We start from the raw sequence: 19,143 nt of genomic DNA on the forward strand, positions 1-19,143 counted from the left end.
AAGGAGACATCCCGTGACAACCTATCGCACGGGCCTTGGAGCCCTGACGACACGCGGCCAAGTGGCCGGTTGGAGCGCTGTCCTGTCGCGTGCGGCGGCATTGTTGATACGCCGCAAGAACCGACGAGCCATGTTGAGCCTCCGTGAACTCAATGAGCATCAACTGGCCGATATCGGCGTGACGCGGGACGACCTGCGCTCGGCCTTGCGCGGCGGCCCGTTGACGGATCATTCCGGGGAATTGATGTGCGCGGTGAAACGCCGGCGCCAGCGAAGCGTTCGTTGCCTGCCCCAGGCATCTTCCGCGCGGGAAACCGATCGTTGAGTCCTCCCGGCAGGCAAATTCCTGCCGGCTTTCCGGCGGCCGTCCCTAACGGTCGCCGGTTTTTATGAAGCGCGGCTCCGGCGTCAGTGTGATTCAGGCAGCCGTGAGACCCGTCTGTCCCTCATAGGTGGGTGCCGTGCCGCGAACACTGCCCGGCGGAACCCCGAAGACCCGTTTGAAAGCCCGGCAGAAAGCCGCCTCGGATTGATAGCCGAGACGATTTGCAATAACCGTCAGAGGCTCCGACGTTTCCTGGAGCTGCGTGCGGGCAAGCTGCATGCGCCACCAGGTCAGATAGCGCATGGCGGGTTCGCCGACGAGTTCTGTAAAGCGCGCCGAAAATGCCGAGCGGGACATGCCCGCCTCGCGCGCCAGCGAAGCGACGGTCCATTCTTCCTGCGGAGCCCGGTGTATTGAAGCAAGCGCCCGTCCGACCTGTTCGTCGCGCAGGGCTGCCAGCCAGCCCTGTTTGGCTTCCGGTGCCGAATCTAGCCAGGAACGGATCGCCTGGATCACCAGAATATCTGCAAGTCGGGTAATGACGGTTTCTCCGCCCGGGCGCAGCATGCTGGCCTCGCGGGAAATAAAGCGCAGCGTGCTTTGCAGCCAGCCGCCCTCGTCATGATCCCAGCTGTCGACATGAAGCACCCTTGGCAGTGACGCGATGAGACGCTCGGCCGCCACATGATCGAAGCGCATGACGCCGCATGTCGCATGGGTAAATTCGCCGCCGCCGCCATAGCGCATGATTTCGTAGCGCTCACTGACCTGCTCGACCGGGACATCGAACAGCGGCCTTGCATCGGCTTCCGGTCCGCTGCGGATCCGGTGTCCGGCGCCATGTGGCACAAGCGTCATGCTGCCCTGTGTAAGCAGCAATGGTTCATGGCCGTCGATCTCAAGCCAGCAGCGCCCGGCGGTGACGACGTGAAACATCATCATTCCCTCGAACGGCGGCATATCAACACACCATGGCGCCGTCAGTTCAGCGCGGCAGTAGAGACTGCCGGAAAGACGCAGCAGATGGAGGGTCTCACCGATCGGATCATTTGGCGGCGGAGGTTGTCGCGGAGGTGCTGTCATGAAGGCACAATGCCACAAATATTGCTTCTGCGTCCAGTCACTTGGACGAACGGCAAATAATCATGGACGATCCATCATTGCTGATCCAGAAATTTGTGCACATTTTCAGAAGGCATAAATCAAAAAGGAGAGTGCGTCATGCAAAAATCCCCCATACTCGTGATTGGCTCCACCGGAAAGATCGGTCGCCGGATCGTTCAGCGCCTTGAGGGCCGTGGTTACGCCGTCAGAGGAGGCTCGCGGCATTCCGAGCCACCCTTCGACTGGGAAAACCCATCCACATGGCCCGCGGCACTTCGTGGTGCCGAAGCCGTATATATTTCCTATTATCCGGACCTTGCAGCACCTGGTGCGCCGGCAGCGATTGAAGAATTGACCGCACGCGCCGCAGACGCCGGCGTCAGGCGGCTGGTCCTGCTTTCCGGGCGCGGCGAGCGCAATGCCGAGCATTGCGAGGACATTGTCCGCGGTTGCGGTCTTGACTTCACGCTCATTCGCGCAAGCTGGTTCTCGCAGAACTTCAATGAAGGTCACCTGCTTGAACCCGTGCTTGGCGGCGTTGTCGCGATGCCGGCCGGAAGTGTACGCGAGCCGTTTGTCGATGCGGACGACATTGCCGATGTTGCCGTCGCCGCGCTTACCGAAGACCATCACGCCGGTCAGCTTTACGAGGTCACCGGACCGCGCCTTCTGACATTTGAAGAAGCCGTTTCCGAAATCTCGGCCGCCGCGGGGCGCAGGGTCGAATATGCACCGATCTCACTGGAACAGTTTCGTGCCGGCATGACCGAGGCCGCTGGTCCGGAACTGGCAAACCTGCTCACCGATCTGTGCAGCGAGGTCTTCGACGGCCGCAACGAGTCACTCGCAGACGGTGTTCAGAAGGCGCTTGGCCGTGAGCCGCGGGACTTTGCCGACTTCTGCCGCGCAAGTGCAGCGTCCGGCGTGTGGAGCCTTGCCGCCTAACGCCCTTGAGGAGGATTAATGTCATGCCTGTCTGGTTTTTCCTTGTTCTGCAGGTCTCGTCCATTGCCTGCGCCATTGTCGGCGGCGTCTTTCTGGCGTTTTCGGATTTCATCATGAGATCGCTGAACAGGGCCGAATCCGGCGCCGGAATTGAAGCCATGCAGGTGATCAACCGTGAAGTCTTAAAATCGGTATTCATTGTCCTTCTGCTCGGCCTTTCGGCGCTGTCGCCGGTGATGATCGGTTACGCCTTGTTCAACCTCGGCGGATTGATCCGCATCCTGGTTATGCTGGGAGGTGCCATTTATCTCGTCGGCGTTTTTGCCGTGACGGTCGTCTTCAATGTTCCGATGAACAATCGGCTGGCCGGCAGCAAAAGCACGTCACAGGAAGGCCTGTCCTACTGGGCCTCCACATATTTTCCGGATTGGACGGCATGGAACCACGTTCGCGCATCCGCCAGCGTCGCGGCGGCCATCTGCTATCTCGCCGCCTGTGTCGCGATGGTTCAGGCATCGCTGATTTGATCTCCGAACCACTATAGTCAAGGAAATCTGAGACCATGAAAAACTCAATCGTTCTTAAGACAATTTTGCTGATCTCGGGCCTGGTCGCGACCGGGGTCGGAGGGGCTATCCTATTTCTGCCGGTGGCCTTTTACGCAGCCAGCGGCATTGAACTTGGCGGCAATGTCAGCCTTCTGAATGAGCTGAAGGCGCCGGCAATTGCCATGCTGGCAAGTGGGATATTTGTCATGTCGGGCGCGTTCGTAGCCAGATTGACCCTTATTGCCGTCGTCATGTCCGCCTTCCTGTATCTTTCCTTCGGCCTGTCACGGCTGTTGAGCATGGCAATGGACGGAATTCCGGCAGAAAGCCTCGTGCAGGCGGCCGCACTTGAAATTGTCATCGGCCTGGCGTGTGTCTTTGCCCTGGTGAGGTACCGCGAAAACACAGCGCGCTCGACATCAGGTAGTGCCGCATTTGATCCGGTCAATTAAGCCGATCGCATTGCGCTGGTGGCCGGCTAAACAGCCGGCCTTGGCTTTAGACCCGGCGTCCGGTTGAAGCGTCGAAAAGATGCAGCGAACGGGCGGGCAGATGGGCAAAGACCATATCGCCGTCGATCGGGTGTTCATTGTCGAGATGGGCAATGAAGGGCGTGCTGCCGATCGTCGTGTGCAGCAGCCGGCCGGCGCCCAGTTCCTCCAGGAAATCGACCTTGATCGGAATGGTATGGTCGGCAGCCTGCTGATGGATTTCAACATTTTCCGGCCGAATGCCGATACGGATATCGCCTGTGACCTCCAGCTGATGATCGACCGCGACATGGCCGAGGTCCTTGATCTCCAGCCCGCCATTGCCGTTGTAATGGCCGTCGAGGATGTTCATCGGCGGCGCGCCCATAAAGCTTGCGACAAAGATGCTGGCGGGTGTGTGGTAGATCTGCGCCGGCGTGCCGATCTGTTCGATCTTGCCGGTATTGAGCACGGCGATCCGGTCGGCCATGGTCATCGCTTCGATCTGGTCGTGGGTCACGTAGATGGATGTCACCCCGAGTTCGCGCTGCAGCTTGCGGATTTCGATGCGCATCTGGTTGCGCAGCTTGGCATCGAGGTTCGAAAGCGGCTCGTCAAACAGGAACAGCGCCGGATCGCGCACGATCGCGCGGCCCATGGCAACGCGCTGGCGCTGCCCGCCTGAAAGCTGGCTCGGGCGGCGGTTTAAAAACTCTTCAATGTGCAGGAGCTTTGCGGCCTTCTGCACGGCCGCGTCGATTTCTTCCTTGGGCTGGCCGCGGTTTTTCAAACCGTAGGCCATGTTCTTGTAGACCGACATATGCGGGTAGAGCGCATAGTTCTGGAACACCATGGCGATATCGCGCTCGGCCGGATCCAGCTCGTTGACAACCCGTTCGCCGATGGAAATCGTTCCCTCTGTAATGTCTTCCAGTCCTGCAATCATCCGCAACAGCGTGGATTTTCCGCATCCCGAAGGCCCGACAAGGACGATGAATTCACCATCGTCGATACTCAGGCTGGAAGGCGACAGCGCTTCCGTTCCGTTGGGATAGACCTTGCGGACATTGTCAATGACAACCTTGGCCATTCAATTCACCTATTTATCGGACTCAACCAGGCCCTTGACGAACCATCTTTGAAAGAAAACAACAATAATGACGGGTGGCAGCATGGCAACAATGGCAAGTGCCATTGCCTCGCCATATTCCGGGATCTGCGCCCCGATGAAAACCTGCATGATCTGCGAAATGCCGCGCACCAGCGTGAAGAAACGCTCATCCGTCGTCATCATGGTCGGCCACAGATACTGGTTCCAGCCGAACACGAACATGATGATGAAAATCGCCGCAATCATCGTTTTCGACAGCGGCACGAGGATGTCGATAAAAAATTTCACCGGGCCGGCGCCGTCGATCCGAGCCGCTTCGATGAGCTCGTTCGGTACTGATTTGAAGAACTGTCTGAAGAAAAACGTTCCCGTGGCAGAGGCAATCAGAGGAACGATCAGTCCCGTATAGGTATTCAAAAGGCCAAGCCCCTGAACAATCTCGTAGGACGGCAGGATGCGCACCTCGAGCGGCAAAAGCAGCGTCGTGAAAATCGCCCAGAAGGCGAATGTTGCGAAACGGAAGCGGAAATAGACAATCGCATAGGCGGCAAGCATGGAGATGACGATTTTGCCGACGGCAAATCCGATGCCGAGGATGAACGAGTTCATCAGCATGCGCATGCCGTCGACCGATTTGGTGAAGCCGCCCGGCACCAGCATTGCGTTGTAATAATTGGCGCCAAGCTGGTCACCGAATGACGCCTGCAACCCGCCGCTGTGGACGGTTCCGGCGTCATGGCTGGACGTCAGGAATGCCATTAATACCGGCAGGAGCATGAACAGCGAGCCGATGATCAGAATTACGTGATCGGACAGTGTCTTCCAGCGAAAGCGCGGTTTGCGGGAACTGGCCTGCGCGGCGGCTGTTGAGCGTTCAACTGATACGTCTGATGTTGTCATACCGGTGCCTCAACTGTAGTGAACGCGACGTTCGATCAGACGGAACTGGAAGATCGTCAAGATCAGCACGAGGATCATCAGGATCACCGACTGGGCGGAGGAGCCGCCAAGGTCGTTGCCGCGGAAACCATCGAGGAACACCTTGTAGACGAGGGTCACCGGATTGTTGCCGGGTTCGCCCTTGAGCACGACGTCGATCACGCCGAATGTGTCAAACAGCGAATAGGTGATGTTGATGATGAGAAGAAAAAATCCTGTCGGTGCGAGCAGCGGAAATGTGATGGTCCAGAAACGCCGCGTCGACGAGGCGCAGTCGATGGCAGCCGCCTCCTGGACCGATTTCGGTATGCCCTGCAGCCCAGACAGGAAAAAGATGAAATTGACGGGGATCTGTTTCCAGATCGAGATGGTGATCATGGCGAAAGCCGTGTCGAAACGGTTCACGCCGAGTTTAAAATCCCACCCGAACGAGCGGAAAAATTCAGCAATCGGGCCGACAAGGTTGTCGAACAGCATGATGCCGATCAGCCCGGCAACCGGCGGCGCAATCGCATAAACCCACATCAGAAGTGTTTTGTAGGTTGAGGCACCTTTCAGCACACGGTCTGCAGTAACCGCAAGCAACAGCGCGGTCGCGAGGGAAAAGAAGGTCACGAGAACCGAGAAAATGACGGTGAACTCGGCTGTGCGGACATAGTCGGAGCGTGAAACCATATCGCTGAAATTGTCGAGGCCGACAAAGGTGGACGAGAATCCGAACGGGTCTTCGAGATAGAAGGAAGACCGGATGGCTTCGGCTGCGGGCCAGTAGAAAAAGATGACAATGATCGACAGCTGCGGCAGCAATAGAAGATAGGGATACAGCGGCGAGCGGAACTGGGATTTATTCATGCGATGACCCGTCTTGAAAAAATGCGGGGCATGCGCCTGGCACGCCCCGCATCATCATACACTAGTTGCCCATTGTTTTTGAGAAACGCTCGAGCAGATCGTTGGATTCTTCTTCGATCGTAGTGAAGGCGGTGTCCACGTCCGTCTCACCCTGAAGAAGCTTGCCGTATTCGCGGTTCATCACATCGCGGATCTGGACGTAGAAACCGAGACGGTAACCCTTTGTCCAGTCGCCTGCAGGCAGTGAAAGCTGCTTGATGCCGATTTCGGCCTGTGGCGTCGATTTGTAGTAACCGTCCTTCTTGGCAAGGTCGTAGGCGGCCGTTGTGATCGGCACGTAACCGGTTTCCTTGTGCCAGAAATACTGGATTTCAGGCGAGGTCAGGAACTTGAAGAACTGGGCGACTGCTTCGTTTTCTTCCTTCGGGTGGCCGGACATTGCAAACAGGGCGGCGCCGCCGATGAAAGTCTGGGTCGGGTCTTTCGTCAGCGATTCCCAGTAGGGCAGATAGGTTGCGTTGAACGGGAACTTTGCGGACTTCTTGACGCCGCCGAACGAACCGGACGAGCCGAGCCACATGGCCACCTGGCCTTCGTTGAAGGGCTTCTGGTTGTCAGTCCAGCCGGTTCCGTACCAGCCGAATAGACCGTTATCCAGCCACTCTTTGACGGCTGTGAAATGACCCTTGATCGGGTCCTGGTTCATCAGCATGACCGGCGTGCCTTCGGCATAGCCGTTGTCCTTGGTGGCGAATTCCAGATTGTGACGGGAATAGAAATTCTCGGTGAAGATCCACGGAAGGTGGGACTGGGAAAGCGGAACATATCCGGCGGCTTTGAGTTTCGGTGCCGTGACGGACTGGAATTCCTCCCAGGTTTTCGGCGGTGTGACACCGGCCTTTTTCAGCGCGTCTTCATTGTAGTAAAGGATCGGCGTCGAGGAGTTGAACGGCATGCCGATCATTTTTCCCGCTTCGTCCGCATAGAAGTAGCGCACGCCCGAAATGTAGTCGTTGATGTCGAAGGGAACGCCATTATCCTTCATAAGATCCTGGGCCGGCACAACGGCGCCCTTTGCACCGATAAGCGTTGCCGCTCCGGCGTCGAAGATCTGGATGACGTTTGGCTGTTCACCGCCGCGGAACGCAGCGATACCGGCAGTCATGGTTTCTTCATAGGTGCCCTTGAAAACAGGCGTGATCTTGTAGTCGGATTGCGATGCGTTGAATTTTTCAGCAATCTCGTTGACGGTATTACCAAGCTGGCCGCCCATCGCGTGCCACCATGTAATTTCCGTTTGTGCGAAGGCCGGTACGGCCAAAGCGACGGACATGGCGGTTGCCATGGCGCCGACGAAGTACTTGCGAATTGACATTATTCGCCTCCCCAGAGTTGATCGGATTGACCCCGAAACGACAACGCGCCTTGTCGGTCGCGGACGTCGGAAACTAGGCTATGGCAAGTGACACGCGAATGTCAAAAAAATGAAGAAATTATGACAGAAAAAATTGTGAAAGCGAAAATGGCTGGGGTGTTGCCGAAGGTGCTGAAATGCCTTCTGATGGCTGAAATGAATTGATCCTCGAACAGCATCGGTATAGTTGGACGGATGGCAAAAAAACGCAGCGCGCAAAGAGTGATAGACCATCTGGTTCTGATAACCGGATCGCTGATTATGTTGCTGCCGGTGGTGGCTGTCTTTTTGACGTCAACCCACCAGAATTCGGAGATTTCCCGCGAAGGGCTGCAGATGAGCTGGGGGCCGGAATTCACCCAGGTCTACGGTCAGGTCCTGACTGCAAAGGCGGGTTTCAGCCAGACGATCACCGCCGGCGGCATGGCGCTGAATTCGACGGTTCTGGCGCTCGGCTTCGCGCTCGGTAAATGCCTGCTGTCCGTGCTCTCGGCCTATGCGCTTGTCTATTTTCGTTTGCGTTTCGCTTCCTTTCTGTTCTGGCTCATTTTTGCCAGCCTACTGCTGCCGATCGAGACCCGGATCCTGCCCAGTTTCATGGTTGTCCACACGCTCGGACTGCTCAACAGCTATACCGGCCTCATCGTGCCGTTGCTGGCCGCGGCGGTTGGTACATTTTTTTTCCGGCAGTTCTTCAAGTCCGTTCCCGACACCTTGCATGAGGCTGCACGGATCGACGGTGCTGGGCCTTTCCGGTTTCTGGTCGATATTCTGTTGCCGGTATCCTGGCCAATGATACTGGCGCTTTTTGCCGTCACTTTCGTGCAGGGCTGGAACCAGTATCTTTGGCCGCTGATGATCACCACCACCGGCGAGGGCTATTTTACCCTGGTGCGGGGCATCGAGCGCTTCGGCACGGCATCGAACTACGGCATGGCGCTGGCGATTCTCGCCATGCTGCCGCCGGTCATCGTGGTGCTGCTTCTGCAGAAATGGCTGGTGAAGGGGCTGGTCGGGGAACAGAAGTGATTTCCGCCGGAATCAGCCGGCTTTGCGAAACCGGCTTCCCGGCGCCGGCGGCGTTTCGGGTGGACCGGCAAAGCACTGAGCATGCGCCATCCATTCCGTTGCGATCGGCCCTTCAACCGTGAGCGATGTATCTGCGATGTTGCGTGTCTGCGTGACCACCTGCGCAAATTCGACCGCCTGACCGGTGATGCGCTCCGCCTGACCGGCCTCGCCATATTCGACAACGAATCCGGAAGGAAGGGTTAAGGTCAGATGCGGCATGGTTTCGGGCACGTCCCTGCCGCGCACCTTGAAGGCCCAGCCGAACGTGTTGACGCCGAGCACGACAATGTTGCGGATGCGATCGGCCTCCTTGCGCTCGACGCCCAAAACATCGAACACCTCCTGGCCATGCGCCCAGGTCTCCATCTGCCGTGCCGTCATCGATGAGCGGACCGACATATCGGGACCGGCCCATTGTACCCGCATTTTCGGGTCCAGCTTCGACCAGCGCGGCCCCATATCTAGGAAAAGCTCCTGCCAGGCGGCCAACAGATCGCGTCCCCGTTCCCGCACTTTACCGTTTTCGAAGGTCCGCAGGCTGCTTCCGGCGAGCGCCTTAACCAGTTCATCCAATTCGGATTTGAATTTGTCCGGATCGGTCAAAGACAGATCGGCTGCCCTGTTCCAGAAATGCAGATGGGCAAGCACGTCATTGATTGTCCAGCCCTTGAACTGCGTTTCCTGCACGAAGTCCTTGTCTTCAAGGTCGGCCAGAATCGCAGCCAGTGCCTCACTCTCGGCCAGAAAATCCTGCGCCTGCTCCATTGAATTCCTCCCTTGTGGCCGTGCCGGTCCACATATTTGCGATAATCATTCCGCCGCTTCGCTGATGTCGATCATCAGGTCGCCGGACCCAAGCTGATCGCCCTTTGCCGCACCAATCTGATTGACGACACCGGCAATCGGCGCCGTGATCTGGTGTTGCATTTTCATCGCCTCGAGCACCGCCAGCGCATCCCCTTTGGCAACGGCCTGGCCTTCATTGACAAGTATGTCGATCACGAGGCCCGGCATTGGCGCAAGGACGCGTCCCCCGGCGCCGGCCTCGTCTTCTTCGCCCGCAATCACCCGGTGGAATGAAAAGCGTTTTTCCGCCACCGCCAGAGATATTGTGTCCGCTTGCTCAATGACGGCCACCGCATCGACAGTGCGGCCGTCGATTTTTGCGCGCACGCTTTCGCGGTCATGCGCGGAGATTTCAACGGTGCACTCATCTTCGCCAATTATGACGGACCAACCGGCACCCTCGCAGCGCACGCCGATATCAAATGCACCCTGATCGCTTGCAAGGTGCAACGGCATCGCCGGCAAGGATGCACTCGACCAGCCAAGCTGGGTTCGGGAGAGATATCCGGCATTGCGGTATGCTGCGTCCCGGTCGGCGCTGAGCAGCAACACCGCGGCCAGCGCAACATCGGTTCCGCTAGGAATATCCGCCGCAATGCCGCCGGGATAGGTTTCACCGATAAAGGCGGTTGTTGCGTTGCCCTGGGCAAATGTGCCGGTCTTCAAGATATCAGCCAGAAACGAGGTGTTGGTTACCGGTCCAAGCAGAACGGTTTCCTCCAGCGCCCTGATCAGCCGTGTTCGCGCGACATCACGGCTTTCACCCCAAGCAACGATTTTGGCGAGCATAGGATCGTAAAAGGGCGAAATCTCCTGGCCGGTTGCAATTCCCGCATCGATCCTGATGCCGTCGCCCTCGGCGGGGCGCCACAGATCGATGTGGCCGGTCACCGGCAAAAACTCCTGCGCCGGGTCTTCGGCATAAAGCCGGACCTCGATCGCGTGACCGTTTAATTGAACATTGTCCTGCGAAAGCGGCAGCTTTTCGCCGCGCGCCACTGCAATCTGCAGGGCAACGAGATCGAGACCGGTGATCATTTCGGTCACCGGATGTTCGACCTGAAGGCGCGTGTTCATTTCAAGAAAATAGAAGTCGCCTGATGCATCGAGCAGAAATTCAACGGTGCCCGCGCCGCGGTAGTCTACCGCCTTTGCCGCTGCCACCGCAGCGGCACCCATAGCCTCGCGCAGATTTGGTGTCATCACCGGGCAGGGGGCTTCCTCCACCACCTTCTGGTGACGCCGCTGCACCGAGCAGTCACGCTCGCCAAGGTGGATATAATTGCCGTGCGCATCGGCGAACACCTGCATCTCGACATGGCGGGGCCGCATGATCGCCTTTTCGATGATCAGTTCGTCCGAGCCGAACGCATTGGCTGCTTCCGAGCGCGCCAGGGAAAGCGCAGCACCAAGGTCGGCCGGTTTTTGGACGAGCCGCATGCCGCGGCCGCCGCCGCCGGCTGCCGCCTTGACCATGACGGGATAGCCGATCTCGTCTGCGGCTTTGGTGAGCGCCGCGTCGCTTTGATCCTCACCCTCATAGCCCGGCACGCACGGCACCCCGGCGGCGATCATGCGCCGCTTGGCTTCAGCCTTGTTGCCCATCAGGTAAATCGCCTTGGCAGGCGGTCCGACAAAGACAATGCCGGCGTCTTCAACAGCCTCGGCAAAAGCTTCATTTTCCGAAAGGAAGCCGTAGCCGGGATGAATCGCTGATGCGCCGGCGGCCTTGGCCGCGGCGATAATATTGTCGGGGCGCAAATAGCTGTCGCCCACCGGCCCCGGTCCGATAAGCAGGGCTTCGTCCGCCTGCGCGACATGCGGCGCGTTCCGGTCCGCTTCGGAATAGACCGCGATGGTTCGAAGACCAAGCGCCCGGGCGGAACAGATGATGCGGCAGGCGATTTCGCCGCGATTGGCGATCAGGATCGAGTCAAAGGCCACGGTGCTCATTCCTCCGCCCATTTCGGTTTGCGTTTGTCAAAAAAACTGGCGATGCCTTCGCGTGCCTCGTCGGAGACCATCCGGTCGGCAAAGTTCTCCGCCGCCGCCTGCATTTGTTGCTGGCGCGACATGTTCGGAATGGCCAGGATCAGCGCCTTGGTGTCGGCAACCGCTCCCGGTGCGCAACGCATTAGTTGCGACCCGATGCGGGCGATTTCAGCGTTCATATCGTCAGGTCCGGAGACAACGGCGTCAACGAGGCCAACCGATTTGGCCTCCTGCGCGCCCATTGTTGCGGCCGTCAGCATCAGCCGGCGGCCCTCTCGGGCACCCAGCCTTTGCAGCACAAACGGCGATATCTGTGCCGGCGTGAGCCCGATCATCGTTTCCGTCAGTGAAAATTTCGCCGCCTCATCTGCAATGACGATATCGCCCGAACAGGTCAGACCGAAACCGCCGGCCATCGCCGCGCCCTCAACGGCCATCACGGTCAATTGCGGAAGCGTGTTGACCGCATCAAACAGCACGCCGGCCTGGAGGCTCATATCGATGATTTCCTGCCGGTTCGCTTCGCCCTGGAATGCCGATCTGAACATTTTCAGGTCGCCCCCGGCACAAAAGATACCGCCGCGTCCGCGAATGGTAACGCCGCGGATGTCGCGGTCGTCGCGTATCGCCGCGCAAACCGCAAGAAGCTCCGTGACGCGTTTGCCGGTCAGCGGGTTGCGTGATTCCGGCTGATTGAACCAGATGGTCAGCCAGCCGGCCTCAAGCTCCAGATCAAGTGCCTTCGTTTCGGGCAGTGCGTTCATTGCTCCGCTCCTACATCCGCGCCACGCCAAAGGCGTTTGGCTGCAGTTTGCGGTTTTTCGCCTCAAGACAGGTTTCAAGGCAAAAGCCAAGCACCTTGCGCGTGTCGCGCGGATCGATGACGCCGTGATCGAGGCAGCGTCCGGAGGTGTAGAAAGCGTGTGACTGGCTGTCGAAATGCGCCGCGATCATCTTGTGCTGGCCGGCGAGAGCTTCCTCGTCAATATCTTCGCCCTTCCGCTTGGCCGCGACCCTTGCCACCATCGTCATGGTGCCGGCCGCCTGTTCGCCGCCCATGACGCCGGTCGTTGCATTGGGCCAGGCAAAAAGGAAATCGGGCTCGAAGGCGACGCCGCTCATGCCGTAATTGCCGGCGCCGAAACTCGCGCCGATATAGAGCGTGATTTTCGGCACACGCACATTCGACACAGCCTGGATCATCTTCGAGCCGTGTTTGATCATGCCGGCCCGCTCATATTCGGTGCCGACCATGTAACCGGTGGTGTTGTTGAGGAAGATAAGCGGCATTTCCGCCTGGTCGCACAGCTGGATGAACTGCGCCGCCTTTGTTGCGCCGGCCGGGTCGATCGGCCCGTTATTGCCGATGATGCCGCAGGCAATGCCGTTGATACTTGCCTGAAGGCAGACGGTTGAGACGCCGTATCGCGGCTTGAAATCCTCAAAATCCGAACCGTCGACGATGCGGGCGACAACCTCGCGCACGTCATAGGGGATCCTGTAGTCCGTCGGCACGATGCCGGCGAGTTCGTCCGGATCGTATTTCGGTTCCTGAAAATCACGCTCGGCAATCGGCGCGAGACGCTTGTTCCAGTCGAGGCGGCGCATGACATTGCGTGCGATCGCGACGCCATGCGCGTCGTCCTCGGCAAGATACTCCACCAGTCCGGAGGTGCTTGCATGCATTTCCGAGCCGCCGAGTTCGCGGTCGTCCGCCTTTTCGCCGGTGGCCGCATGAACCAGCGCTGCACCCGCAAGTGCAGCCATGCCGTTTTTCTTGACGCCGATCACATAGTCGGAAAGGCCCGGCATGTAGGCACCGCCCGCCGTCGATGGCCCGTGCAGTACGGTGATAGTAGGAATGCCGTCGGCGCTGAGCAGCGCAAGGTTACGGAAAAGCGCACCGCCCTGCGCCCAGCCTTCGACCTTGTATTCCATCAGATTGGCACCGGCGCTTTCAACGAGGTGGATCAGCGGCAGTTTGTGACGCCGCGCCAGCGCTTGAATGGAAAGGACCGCCGGCAGGCTCATCTTGCCCATGGCGCCGGCCTTGATGCCGCTATCATCCACCCAGACCATGCAGCGCACGCCTGAAACGAAACCGATCCCTGTAATCAAAGATGAGCCGGGAACGCTCTTCTTGGGATCGGAACTGTCAGCCAGGTAGCCGGCGAGCGAATGCAGCTGAACAAAAGGCATTCCGGGATCGAGCAACCGGGCAAGCCGCTCGCGCGGGGTGATCTGACCGCGCTCCTCGAAGCGCGGACGGCGGCGTTCTGAAAGGGTAACGGCCCGGGTTTCAAGCTCGCGCAATTCATCGACCAGCGCGATCATATCCGTCCGGTTCTTCTGAAAACCGTCCGAACCGGTCTGTATCTGGCTGCTAAAGCTCATCAGGAGTGCCCTCCACCGCTATTTTTCATCAGCGCCTTCGGTAGCGAGACCGGAAGCGACAGGAGCGTTTGCGCACAGGCCTTGCCCTGCGCGTCGTTGAGCAGGCTGGCAATGCCGCCACCGCCCAGGACGTCATGCATAAGAATATTCATGCCATGAATTCCCGGAAGGCAGAACCGTTCGACATCGCCTTTCAGGTGACGCGAAAACGCCTCGGTAACAGCGGCCTCGTCGATTGCCCGCCAGATCCACGGGAGGAACTCGGGGCGCCTTGCGATGATGCCGATATTGGCATCATTGCCCTTGTCGCCGGAGCGTGCCCAGGCAAGGTCTTCCAGACGGCAGGTTACGAGATCGCCCGCGTCTTCGGTACGCGGCTCTGCGGGCCGTTCAGGCAACCGGTCATCGTGAATGTCTGCCGGCGGTTGTCTGTAGCCGATATCGGCGCCGTCGAGCCGCACCTGTACAGGGACGTCGTTGGTGTCGATGAGGAACGAAAAGAGACGCACAACAGGTGAAGGCTTTGGCCGCCCGCCGCCGGTGAAAAAATGCAGGCCCGGCGGTGTTGCGAGGGCCCCGCCGGTTATTTCCTTCAGGAACAGCCCGACGGCCCGCGCGTCGGCATGCCGCACCGCCGCCTTGACGGAGATTTCTTCGAATACGCCCTCCGGCGGGCGGCCACCGAACAGTTCGACGGCTGTTTCCGTAAAATCGGGCGCGCCGAGCGCCTGCAGGCGGTTTCGTGCCCGTTCCAGACCCGCGTCAACGAAGGCTCGGGCTTTTTTGCGGGCATCGCGGCCGTTGAACTGAAAGACAAAACCCGCACGATAGCCATCCATATAGGTTGCCGAGACCTTCAGCCGGCCCGTTGGTGCCCGACCTTTCGCTCCGGCGACATCAACGCGGTCGCCGCCGGTCTGGCTGATTGTGACACCGGAAAAATCGCAGATTACATCCGGCAGGATATAGGCCTGCGGATCGCCGATCTCATAAAGCATCTGCTCGCCGACCGACGCGGGCGACACAAGGCCCGATGTGTGCGGGGGCTTGGCAACCGAAAATGTTCCGTCAGCACGCATTTCAGCGACCGGATAACCGATTTCTGCGAGATTGCCCGACTGTTCCCAGTCGGTAAAATTGCCGCCGGTCGATTGCGGGCCGCACTCGAGAAGATGGCCGGCGAGGGAGCCTGCGGCAAGCCGGTCATAGTCGTTCCGTTCCCAGCCGAAATGATGAATGCAGGCAGCCAGCGCCAGTGCACTGTCGGCGCAACGTCCGGTGATGACGATGTCGGCACCTGCGTCGAGCGCATCAGCAACCGGGAATGCGCCGAGATAGGCATTGATCGAAGCAATCTTGTTCGCACCGGGAAAGGCGGTGCCGTCGAACATTTCCTTAAGGCCTGAGAACTCGCTGGCCCGGGCAACCAGATCATCACCTTCGACAACCGCGATCTTCAGGTCCAGACCGGCCTTGTCGACAACTGCGCGTAGCGCATCTGCACAGGCCTGCGGATTAACGCCGCCCGCATTGGAAAGGACCTTGACCTTATTTTCTGCAATGGCCGCCAGATTCCTGGCCATGGCATCACTGACAAAATCGGTTGCATAGCCGAGTGCCGCATCCTTCATACGCGCGCGCGCCATGATCGACATGGTGATTTCGGCAAGATAGTCGTAGACGAGATAATCAAGGCCCGGATAGGTCAGCAATTGTCCGGTCGCGTGCGGTGCTTCGCCCCAAAAACCGCTTGCTCCCCCGATAATCAGATGATCTTTGGACATGCTTCCTCCGGCAATCGGGTTAACATTGCAGACCGAACATTCTGTTTTTAAAATCTTGCCATGCAACCTGTCAAGAAGATATAAGTGCACGATATCGGAAGATGGGAAAGCGGCATTCATGTCTGAAGCAGCGACAAGGGAAAATCCGGCGAAGGTCTCGAAAAAGGAGATCAAGGCCGAAGCGATGAAACGCCGCATTTGCGCGGCTGTCGTTGCATGCCTGGACGAGCATGGTTATGCCGAAACCTCGATAAACCGCATCCAGGAGCGTGCCGGCGTGTCGCGCGGTGCCCTGACCCATCACTTCCCGACCAAACAGGCGCTCGTTGCAGAAACCACAATGCGCATGCTTCATGCGGCCACGCGGCCGATGTATGCGGATAAAAGCACCGGAGAAACAAAGCCGGCCGTGCCGGCAGACCAACTGCTGAACAATTCCTGGAACCACATCGTCAACACCGCCGAAGGGCGCGCTTTCGTCGAAGTCATCGTTGCCTGCAGGACCGACCGTGAACTCTATAATGTCCTTGCCGATGATCTTCAGGAATGGGATGCCGAAAGCTCGTCGACCATCGCTGCGCTCTATCGCGGTTCGGACGCGGCGGAGGACGATGCGGAACTGCTGTGGAGCATCAGCCGCACATTCTTCCGCGGATTGCTGACCCATGAGCGCTTTGTATCGGACCCGGCCTATCTTGCCCGCATGATGGACCGCTTCGCCGGCATCATGAATGCGCATCTGATCGTGCGGGGATAGTTTCAGGCGCGCGGTGCAGGCTGAAGTCCTCAGGGCAAACTTCACTGCGAGAACTCGTAGCCTTTCGTGACAAGCTGCGGTGGTGATTTATGGGCGGTGAAACGCTCCTGATCGCAGAACTGGCTGTTGGGATCGCCGCCGAGACATTTGAGCGCGCCCGGCAGCGACACCTCGATCTCGACCTCTTCGTCATAAACGATATCGTTCCACCAGCGGCTCATATCCTCTTCAGCCCGTTTGCCGGGCAACAGCAGCGGGTGGCTGTAGGGTCCGTTCGGCATTCTCGGCGCGGCTACGGCGACAAGTGTCATCTTCTCACCGGGGGCGAGATCGACATTCCAGGTCTTGTCGAGATAGACGGGGGCCGCGTCGATCTTCACCGGGAGCTCCGCATAGTGTTCGCTGCCGGTGTTTTCCACGGTCACCTTATAGACGCTGTGGAAATGGGTGGTTTTGCAGAGCGCCTTCTTGCCGTTTGACTTGAGCTGCTCTTCCAGTTCATCCGCTGCCTGCAGGAGAGCCTGGCGGGAGCGTTTTTCGATTTCCTTTTCAAGACGTTCGCGCAGCTCTTCCTCGGCCATGCTGCTGGCTGTTTCTATGGTGATATCAACCGCCAGATTGCCGACATTGGAGGCAAGGTCCGCGCTCGGCACCTGCTGAACGGCTGTTTTGGCCACGCCGCGCGCAAGACCGTCGACCCCGTCGCGCATCATCTCATTGAGATTGGGAATGTCAGGTGGGATACCGGCCGAGACGAGAGCGGAATTCAGCGCAAATTCAAGTGCGCTGTCCGGTATCAGGTTGAAGGTCAGCGTGCCGGCAATATCGACAACCCGGTTCTTCATCCACTGATAGCTCTTGCTCGTCCAGCTCCAGGCGCCGGAGAAGAAATCGCCCACTTTTTTGAGGAAGTTCTTGTCCTTCTTGCCGTATTTTTCCTCCCAGGTCTTGCAGCCGGGCGGCCATCTTTCAATCTGGTGGAAAGGCTTGAACTCAAGGTTAGTCATGCGGACCTGCGGCCTGCTGCCCGGCACTTCTTCCTTTGCGTAGAACTCGTAAGGCGGCTGCGGCGGCAGCTTGGTTCCATAGAATATCCGCATGGTGTTCGACGGCTGGCCGACCACCTGCTCAAGGCCGGCCTCGGCAACCGGCAATACCCGGACATGGATAATCGCCGGGCCTTTACCGCCCGGCAGATCTTCGGCAAGCGCCTTCACATCGAAAGCAAACCAGCCCTCTTTTACGTTGACGATATCAGAGGCGAGCAGCCCCTGCGGATTGAGGTCAGTCTCGGAGCCTTGATTAAATGGCGGGAAGGGCAGATAGCTCACCTGCCACAGGGCGCCGGAAGCGTGCGGTACCTTGTCGACCCGGAAATTGAGCTGCGCTGTCTGGTATTGGGCATCCGGATCGATCTCGAAATCCGCCGGATTGGCGAGCGAGCAGTCGCCACTTGCACATTTGAAGAGGCTTGCGCCCTCGGGATAGCGATCCAGACTGTCGAGAAGATTGACCCAGTTGACCGCAACGACAGTCGGCGCCAGTGGTTCGAATTTTTCAAAGCTGATCGCCGGATTGATGACGATAACGCCTTCCGCCGGCGGTTTGGGGCGCAGCACGGGTTTTGGCTGGAGAACCGGTTCGGCCTGTTGCACGGCTCGCGGCGGTGACGGCGGCTTCGGTGTCGGGACCGGTACAAGGATTGTAACTTCCACCTCGCCATTGGATGCCGGAGTGCCGGGCGCCGGCTGCGGTTCGACCGGCGTTTCCACGATCTCGGGCGGTTTGCGGGTGCAGGTGATCTGCCTGAAGCCGTTGCAGTATCTGGCATCGCAAATACGTCCGTCGCCGAAGACAACGGTGGGAATGCCCTTTTTCCCCGTCGTTTGGTCAACGACGAATTTGCTGGCCCTCGGAAATCCCATTTCCCGGCAGAAGAGTTCGGCAGCCGGCTCTCCGCATTCGCGGCCCCAATTGCGGCACCAGTCAACCCTGACATCCTTGATTTTGGGGAAGCGGAAGCGGGTAGTATCGGGATCGACCACCACTGTTTTCATCGCCGGCCCGGGTATTTTTTTCGGTGCGCCGACTATCTGTCCGCCAGCCGGCTCTTTGGGCTGTTCCGGTTTCTTGGCCTCCACGGGTGCCGGTTTGGCGCACGTAATGGCGCGAAAACCAGAACAGATTGCCGCGCGGCAAAGACGCCCGTCGCCAAACACGACCGTTGGCACGCCAAAGGCGCCCAGGCCTGGATCGATGGAAAATCGAACTGCACGTGCATAGCCATTTTGCTGGCAAAATAGTTCGGCCGCCGGCGCGCCGCACTGGCTTCCCCAATGCTTGCACCAATCGAGCCGGACGCCGTTGATTGTAGGGGTGCTGAAAGTCCGCGTGACATCCTGCGCGGCTAAACGCCCAGGTAAAACCGCGAGCAACAGGATCACAAATGCTGCGAAGGACCGGGACATTTCCAACCTTCCTTGGGCGGATTGTACAATAGAACATAGGAAACACCAATTTGGGCAAAAGCGGGCCGCCTACCTATTTTGCCGTCAACATTGGTGCCTGCGATGGTGCGGAAAACCGTTGAA

The 19,143-nt window shown here is 58.8% G+C and carries 17 protein-coding genes; 6 read left to right on the top strand and 11 right to left on the bottom strand.

What is annotated here, in order from left to right; translation table 11 throughout:
* Nucleotides 1-13 precede the first annotated feature (13 nt).
* Nucleotides 14-325, top strand: a complete 312-nt coding sequence (locus ABVT35_RS00400) for a DUF1127 domain-containing protein (protein ID WP_368464059.1) — start codon at nt 14-16, stop codon at nt 323-325.
* 93 nt (nt 326-418) lie between these two features.
* Here ABVT35_RS00400 and ABVT35_RS00405 read toward each other — a convergent pair whose 3' ends face one another.
* Nucleotides 419-1,408, bottom strand: a complete 990-nt coding sequence (locus ABVT35_RS00405; protein ID WP_368464061.1) for an AraC family transcriptional regulator — start codon at nt 1,406-1,408, stop codon at nt 419-421.
* 138 nt (nt 1,409-1,546) lie between these two features.
* Here ABVT35_RS00405 and ABVT35_RS00410 point away from each other — a divergent pair, with 138 nt between their 5' ends.
* The 3 genes from ABVT35_RS00410 to ABVT35_RS00420 are packed head-to-tail and all read left to right on the top strand — an operon-like array spanning nt 1,547 to nt 3,374.
* The gene (locus tag ABVT35_RS00410; RefSeq protein ID WP_368464062.1) at nt 1,547-2,374 is read left to right on the top strand and encodes an NAD(P)H-binding protein; all 828 of its coding nucleotides are present in this window, start codon (nt 1,547-1,549) and stop codon (nt 2,372-2,374) included.
* A 23-nt stretch (nt 2,375-2,397) separates the two neighbouring features.
* Nucleotides 2,398-2,901 carry a DUF1772 domain-containing protein gene (locus ABVT35_RS00415; RefSeq protein ID WP_368464063.1) on the top strand — a complete coding sequence of 168 codons (504 nt, stop codon included), beginning with the start codon at nt 2,398-2,400 and terminating at the stop codon, nt 2,899-2,901.
* 35 nt (nt 2,902-2,936) lie between these two features.
* On the top strand, nt 2,937-3,374 hold the full coding sequence (locus ABVT35_RS00420; RefSeq protein WP_368464065.1) for a DUF4345 domain-containing protein: 438 nt from the start codon (nt 2,937-2,939) through the stop codon (nt 3,372-3,374).
* A gap of 46 nt (nt 3,375-3,420) precedes the next feature.
* On the opposite strand, the gene ugpC is transcribed toward ABVT35_RS00420, so the two are convergent.
* The 4 genes from ugpC to ABVT35_RS00440 all read right to left on the bottom strand — a co-directional run bounded on the left by ugpC (nt 3,421) and on the right by ABVT35_RS00440 (nt 7,639).
* A complete protein-coding gene (ugpC, locus tag ABVT35_RS00425) occupies nt 3,421-4,482 on the bottom strand; it encodes a sn-glycerol-3-phosphate ABC transporter ATP-binding protein UgpC (protein ID WP_368464067.1) in 1,062 nt (353 codons plus the stop codon).
* A gap of 9 nt (nt 4,483-4,491) precedes the next feature.
* On the bottom strand, nt 4,492-5,280 hold the full coding sequence (locus tag ABVT35_RS00430) for an ABC transporter permease subunit (protein ID WP_368466235.1): 789 nt from the start codon (nt 5,278-5,280) through the stop codon (nt 4,492-4,494).
* Between the two features lie 132 nt (nt 5,281-5,412).
* Nucleotides 5,413-6,294: an ABC transporter permease subunit gene (locus ABVT35_RS00435; protein ID WP_368464069.1), complete on the bottom strand. Its 882-nt coding sequence runs from the start codon at nt 6,292-6,294 to the stop codon at nt 5,413-5,415.
* 61 nt (nt 6,295-6,355) lie between these two features.
* A complete protein-coding gene (locus tag ABVT35_RS00440) occupies nt 6,356-7,639 on the bottom strand; it encodes an extracellular solute-binding protein (protein WP_368466236.1) in 1,284 nt (427 codons plus the stop codon).
* Between the two features lie 264 nt (nt 7,640-7,903).
* Between ABVT35_RS00440 and ABVT35_RS00445 the strand changes: the two genes are divergently transcribed.
* Nucleotides 7,904-8,737: an ABC transporter permease subunit gene (locus ABVT35_RS00445; RefSeq protein WP_368464071.1), complete on the top strand. Its 834-nt coding sequence runs from the start codon at nt 7,904-7,906 to the stop codon at nt 8,735-8,737.
* 12 nt (nt 8,738-8,749) lie between these two features.
* On the opposite strand, the gene ABVT35_RS00450 is transcribed toward ABVT35_RS00445, so the two are convergent.
* Genes ABVT35_RS00450 through ABVT35_RS00470 form a run of 5 tightly spaced genes read right to left on the bottom strand, consistent with a single transcriptional unit; the run spans nt 8,750 to nt 15,795 of the window.
* The gene (locus ABVT35_RS00450) at nt 8,750-9,544 is read right to left on the bottom strand and encodes a TIGR03084 family metal-binding protein (protein ID WP_368464073.1); all 795 of its coding nucleotides are present in this window, start codon (nt 9,542-9,544) and stop codon (nt 8,750-8,752) included.
* Nucleotides 9,545-9,589: 45 nt separating this feature from the next.
* Nucleotides 9,590-11,578, bottom strand: a complete 1,989-nt coding sequence (locus tag ABVT35_RS00455; RefSeq protein ID WP_368464075.1) for an acetyl-CoA carboxylase biotin carboxylase subunit — start codon at nt 11,576-11,578, stop codon at nt 9,590-9,592.
* Nucleotides 11,575-12,381 (bottom strand): enoyl-CoA hydratase/isomerase family protein, encoded by an 807-nt coding sequence (locus ABVT35_RS00460; RefSeq protein WP_368464076.1) that lies wholly within the window; start codon nt 12,379-12,381, stop codon nt 11,575-11,577. Before ABVT35_RS00460 ends, ABVT35_RS00455 begins: the two co-directional genes overlap by 4 nt.
* A 10-nt stretch (nt 12,382-12,391) precedes the next feature.
* Entirely contained in the window at nt 12,392-14,011 is a 1,620-nt protein-coding gene (locus tag ABVT35_RS00465; protein WP_368464077.1) for an acyl-CoA carboxylase subunit beta, read from the bottom strand.
* The gene (locus ABVT35_RS00470) at nt 14,011-15,795 is read right to left on the bottom strand and encodes an acyclic terpene utilization AtuA family protein (RefSeq protein ID WP_368464079.1); all 1,785 of its coding nucleotides are present in this window, start codon (nt 15,793-15,795) and stop codon (nt 14,011-14,013) included. The genes ABVT35_RS00465 and ABVT35_RS00470 overlap by 1 nt, the downstream gene beginning before the upstream one ends.
* Nucleotides 15,796-15,913: 118 nt before the next feature.
* Between ABVT35_RS00470 and ABVT35_RS00475 the strand changes: the two genes are divergently transcribed.
* Entirely contained in the window at nt 15,914-16,552 is a 639-nt protein-coding gene (locus ABVT35_RS00475) for a TetR/AcrR family transcriptional regulator (RefSeq protein ID WP_368464081.1), read from the top strand.
* A 41-nt stretch (nt 16,553-16,593) separates the two neighbouring features.
* Here ABVT35_RS00475 and ABVT35_RS00480 read toward each other — a convergent pair whose 3' ends face one another.
* Nucleotides 16,594-19,020 carry a hypothetical protein gene (locus ABVT35_RS00480; protein WP_368464083.1) on the bottom strand — a complete coding sequence of 809 codons (2,427 nt, stop codon included), beginning with the start codon at nt 19,018-19,020 and terminating at the stop codon, nt 16,594-16,596.
* Between the last annotated feature and the right edge of the window lie 123 nt (nt 19,021-19,143).

It is taken from the genome of Hoeflea sp. TYP-13, assembly GCF_040932035.1.
Lineage (GTDB): Bacteria > Pseudomonadota > Alphaproteobacteria > Rhizobiales > Rhizobiaceae > Hoeflea_A.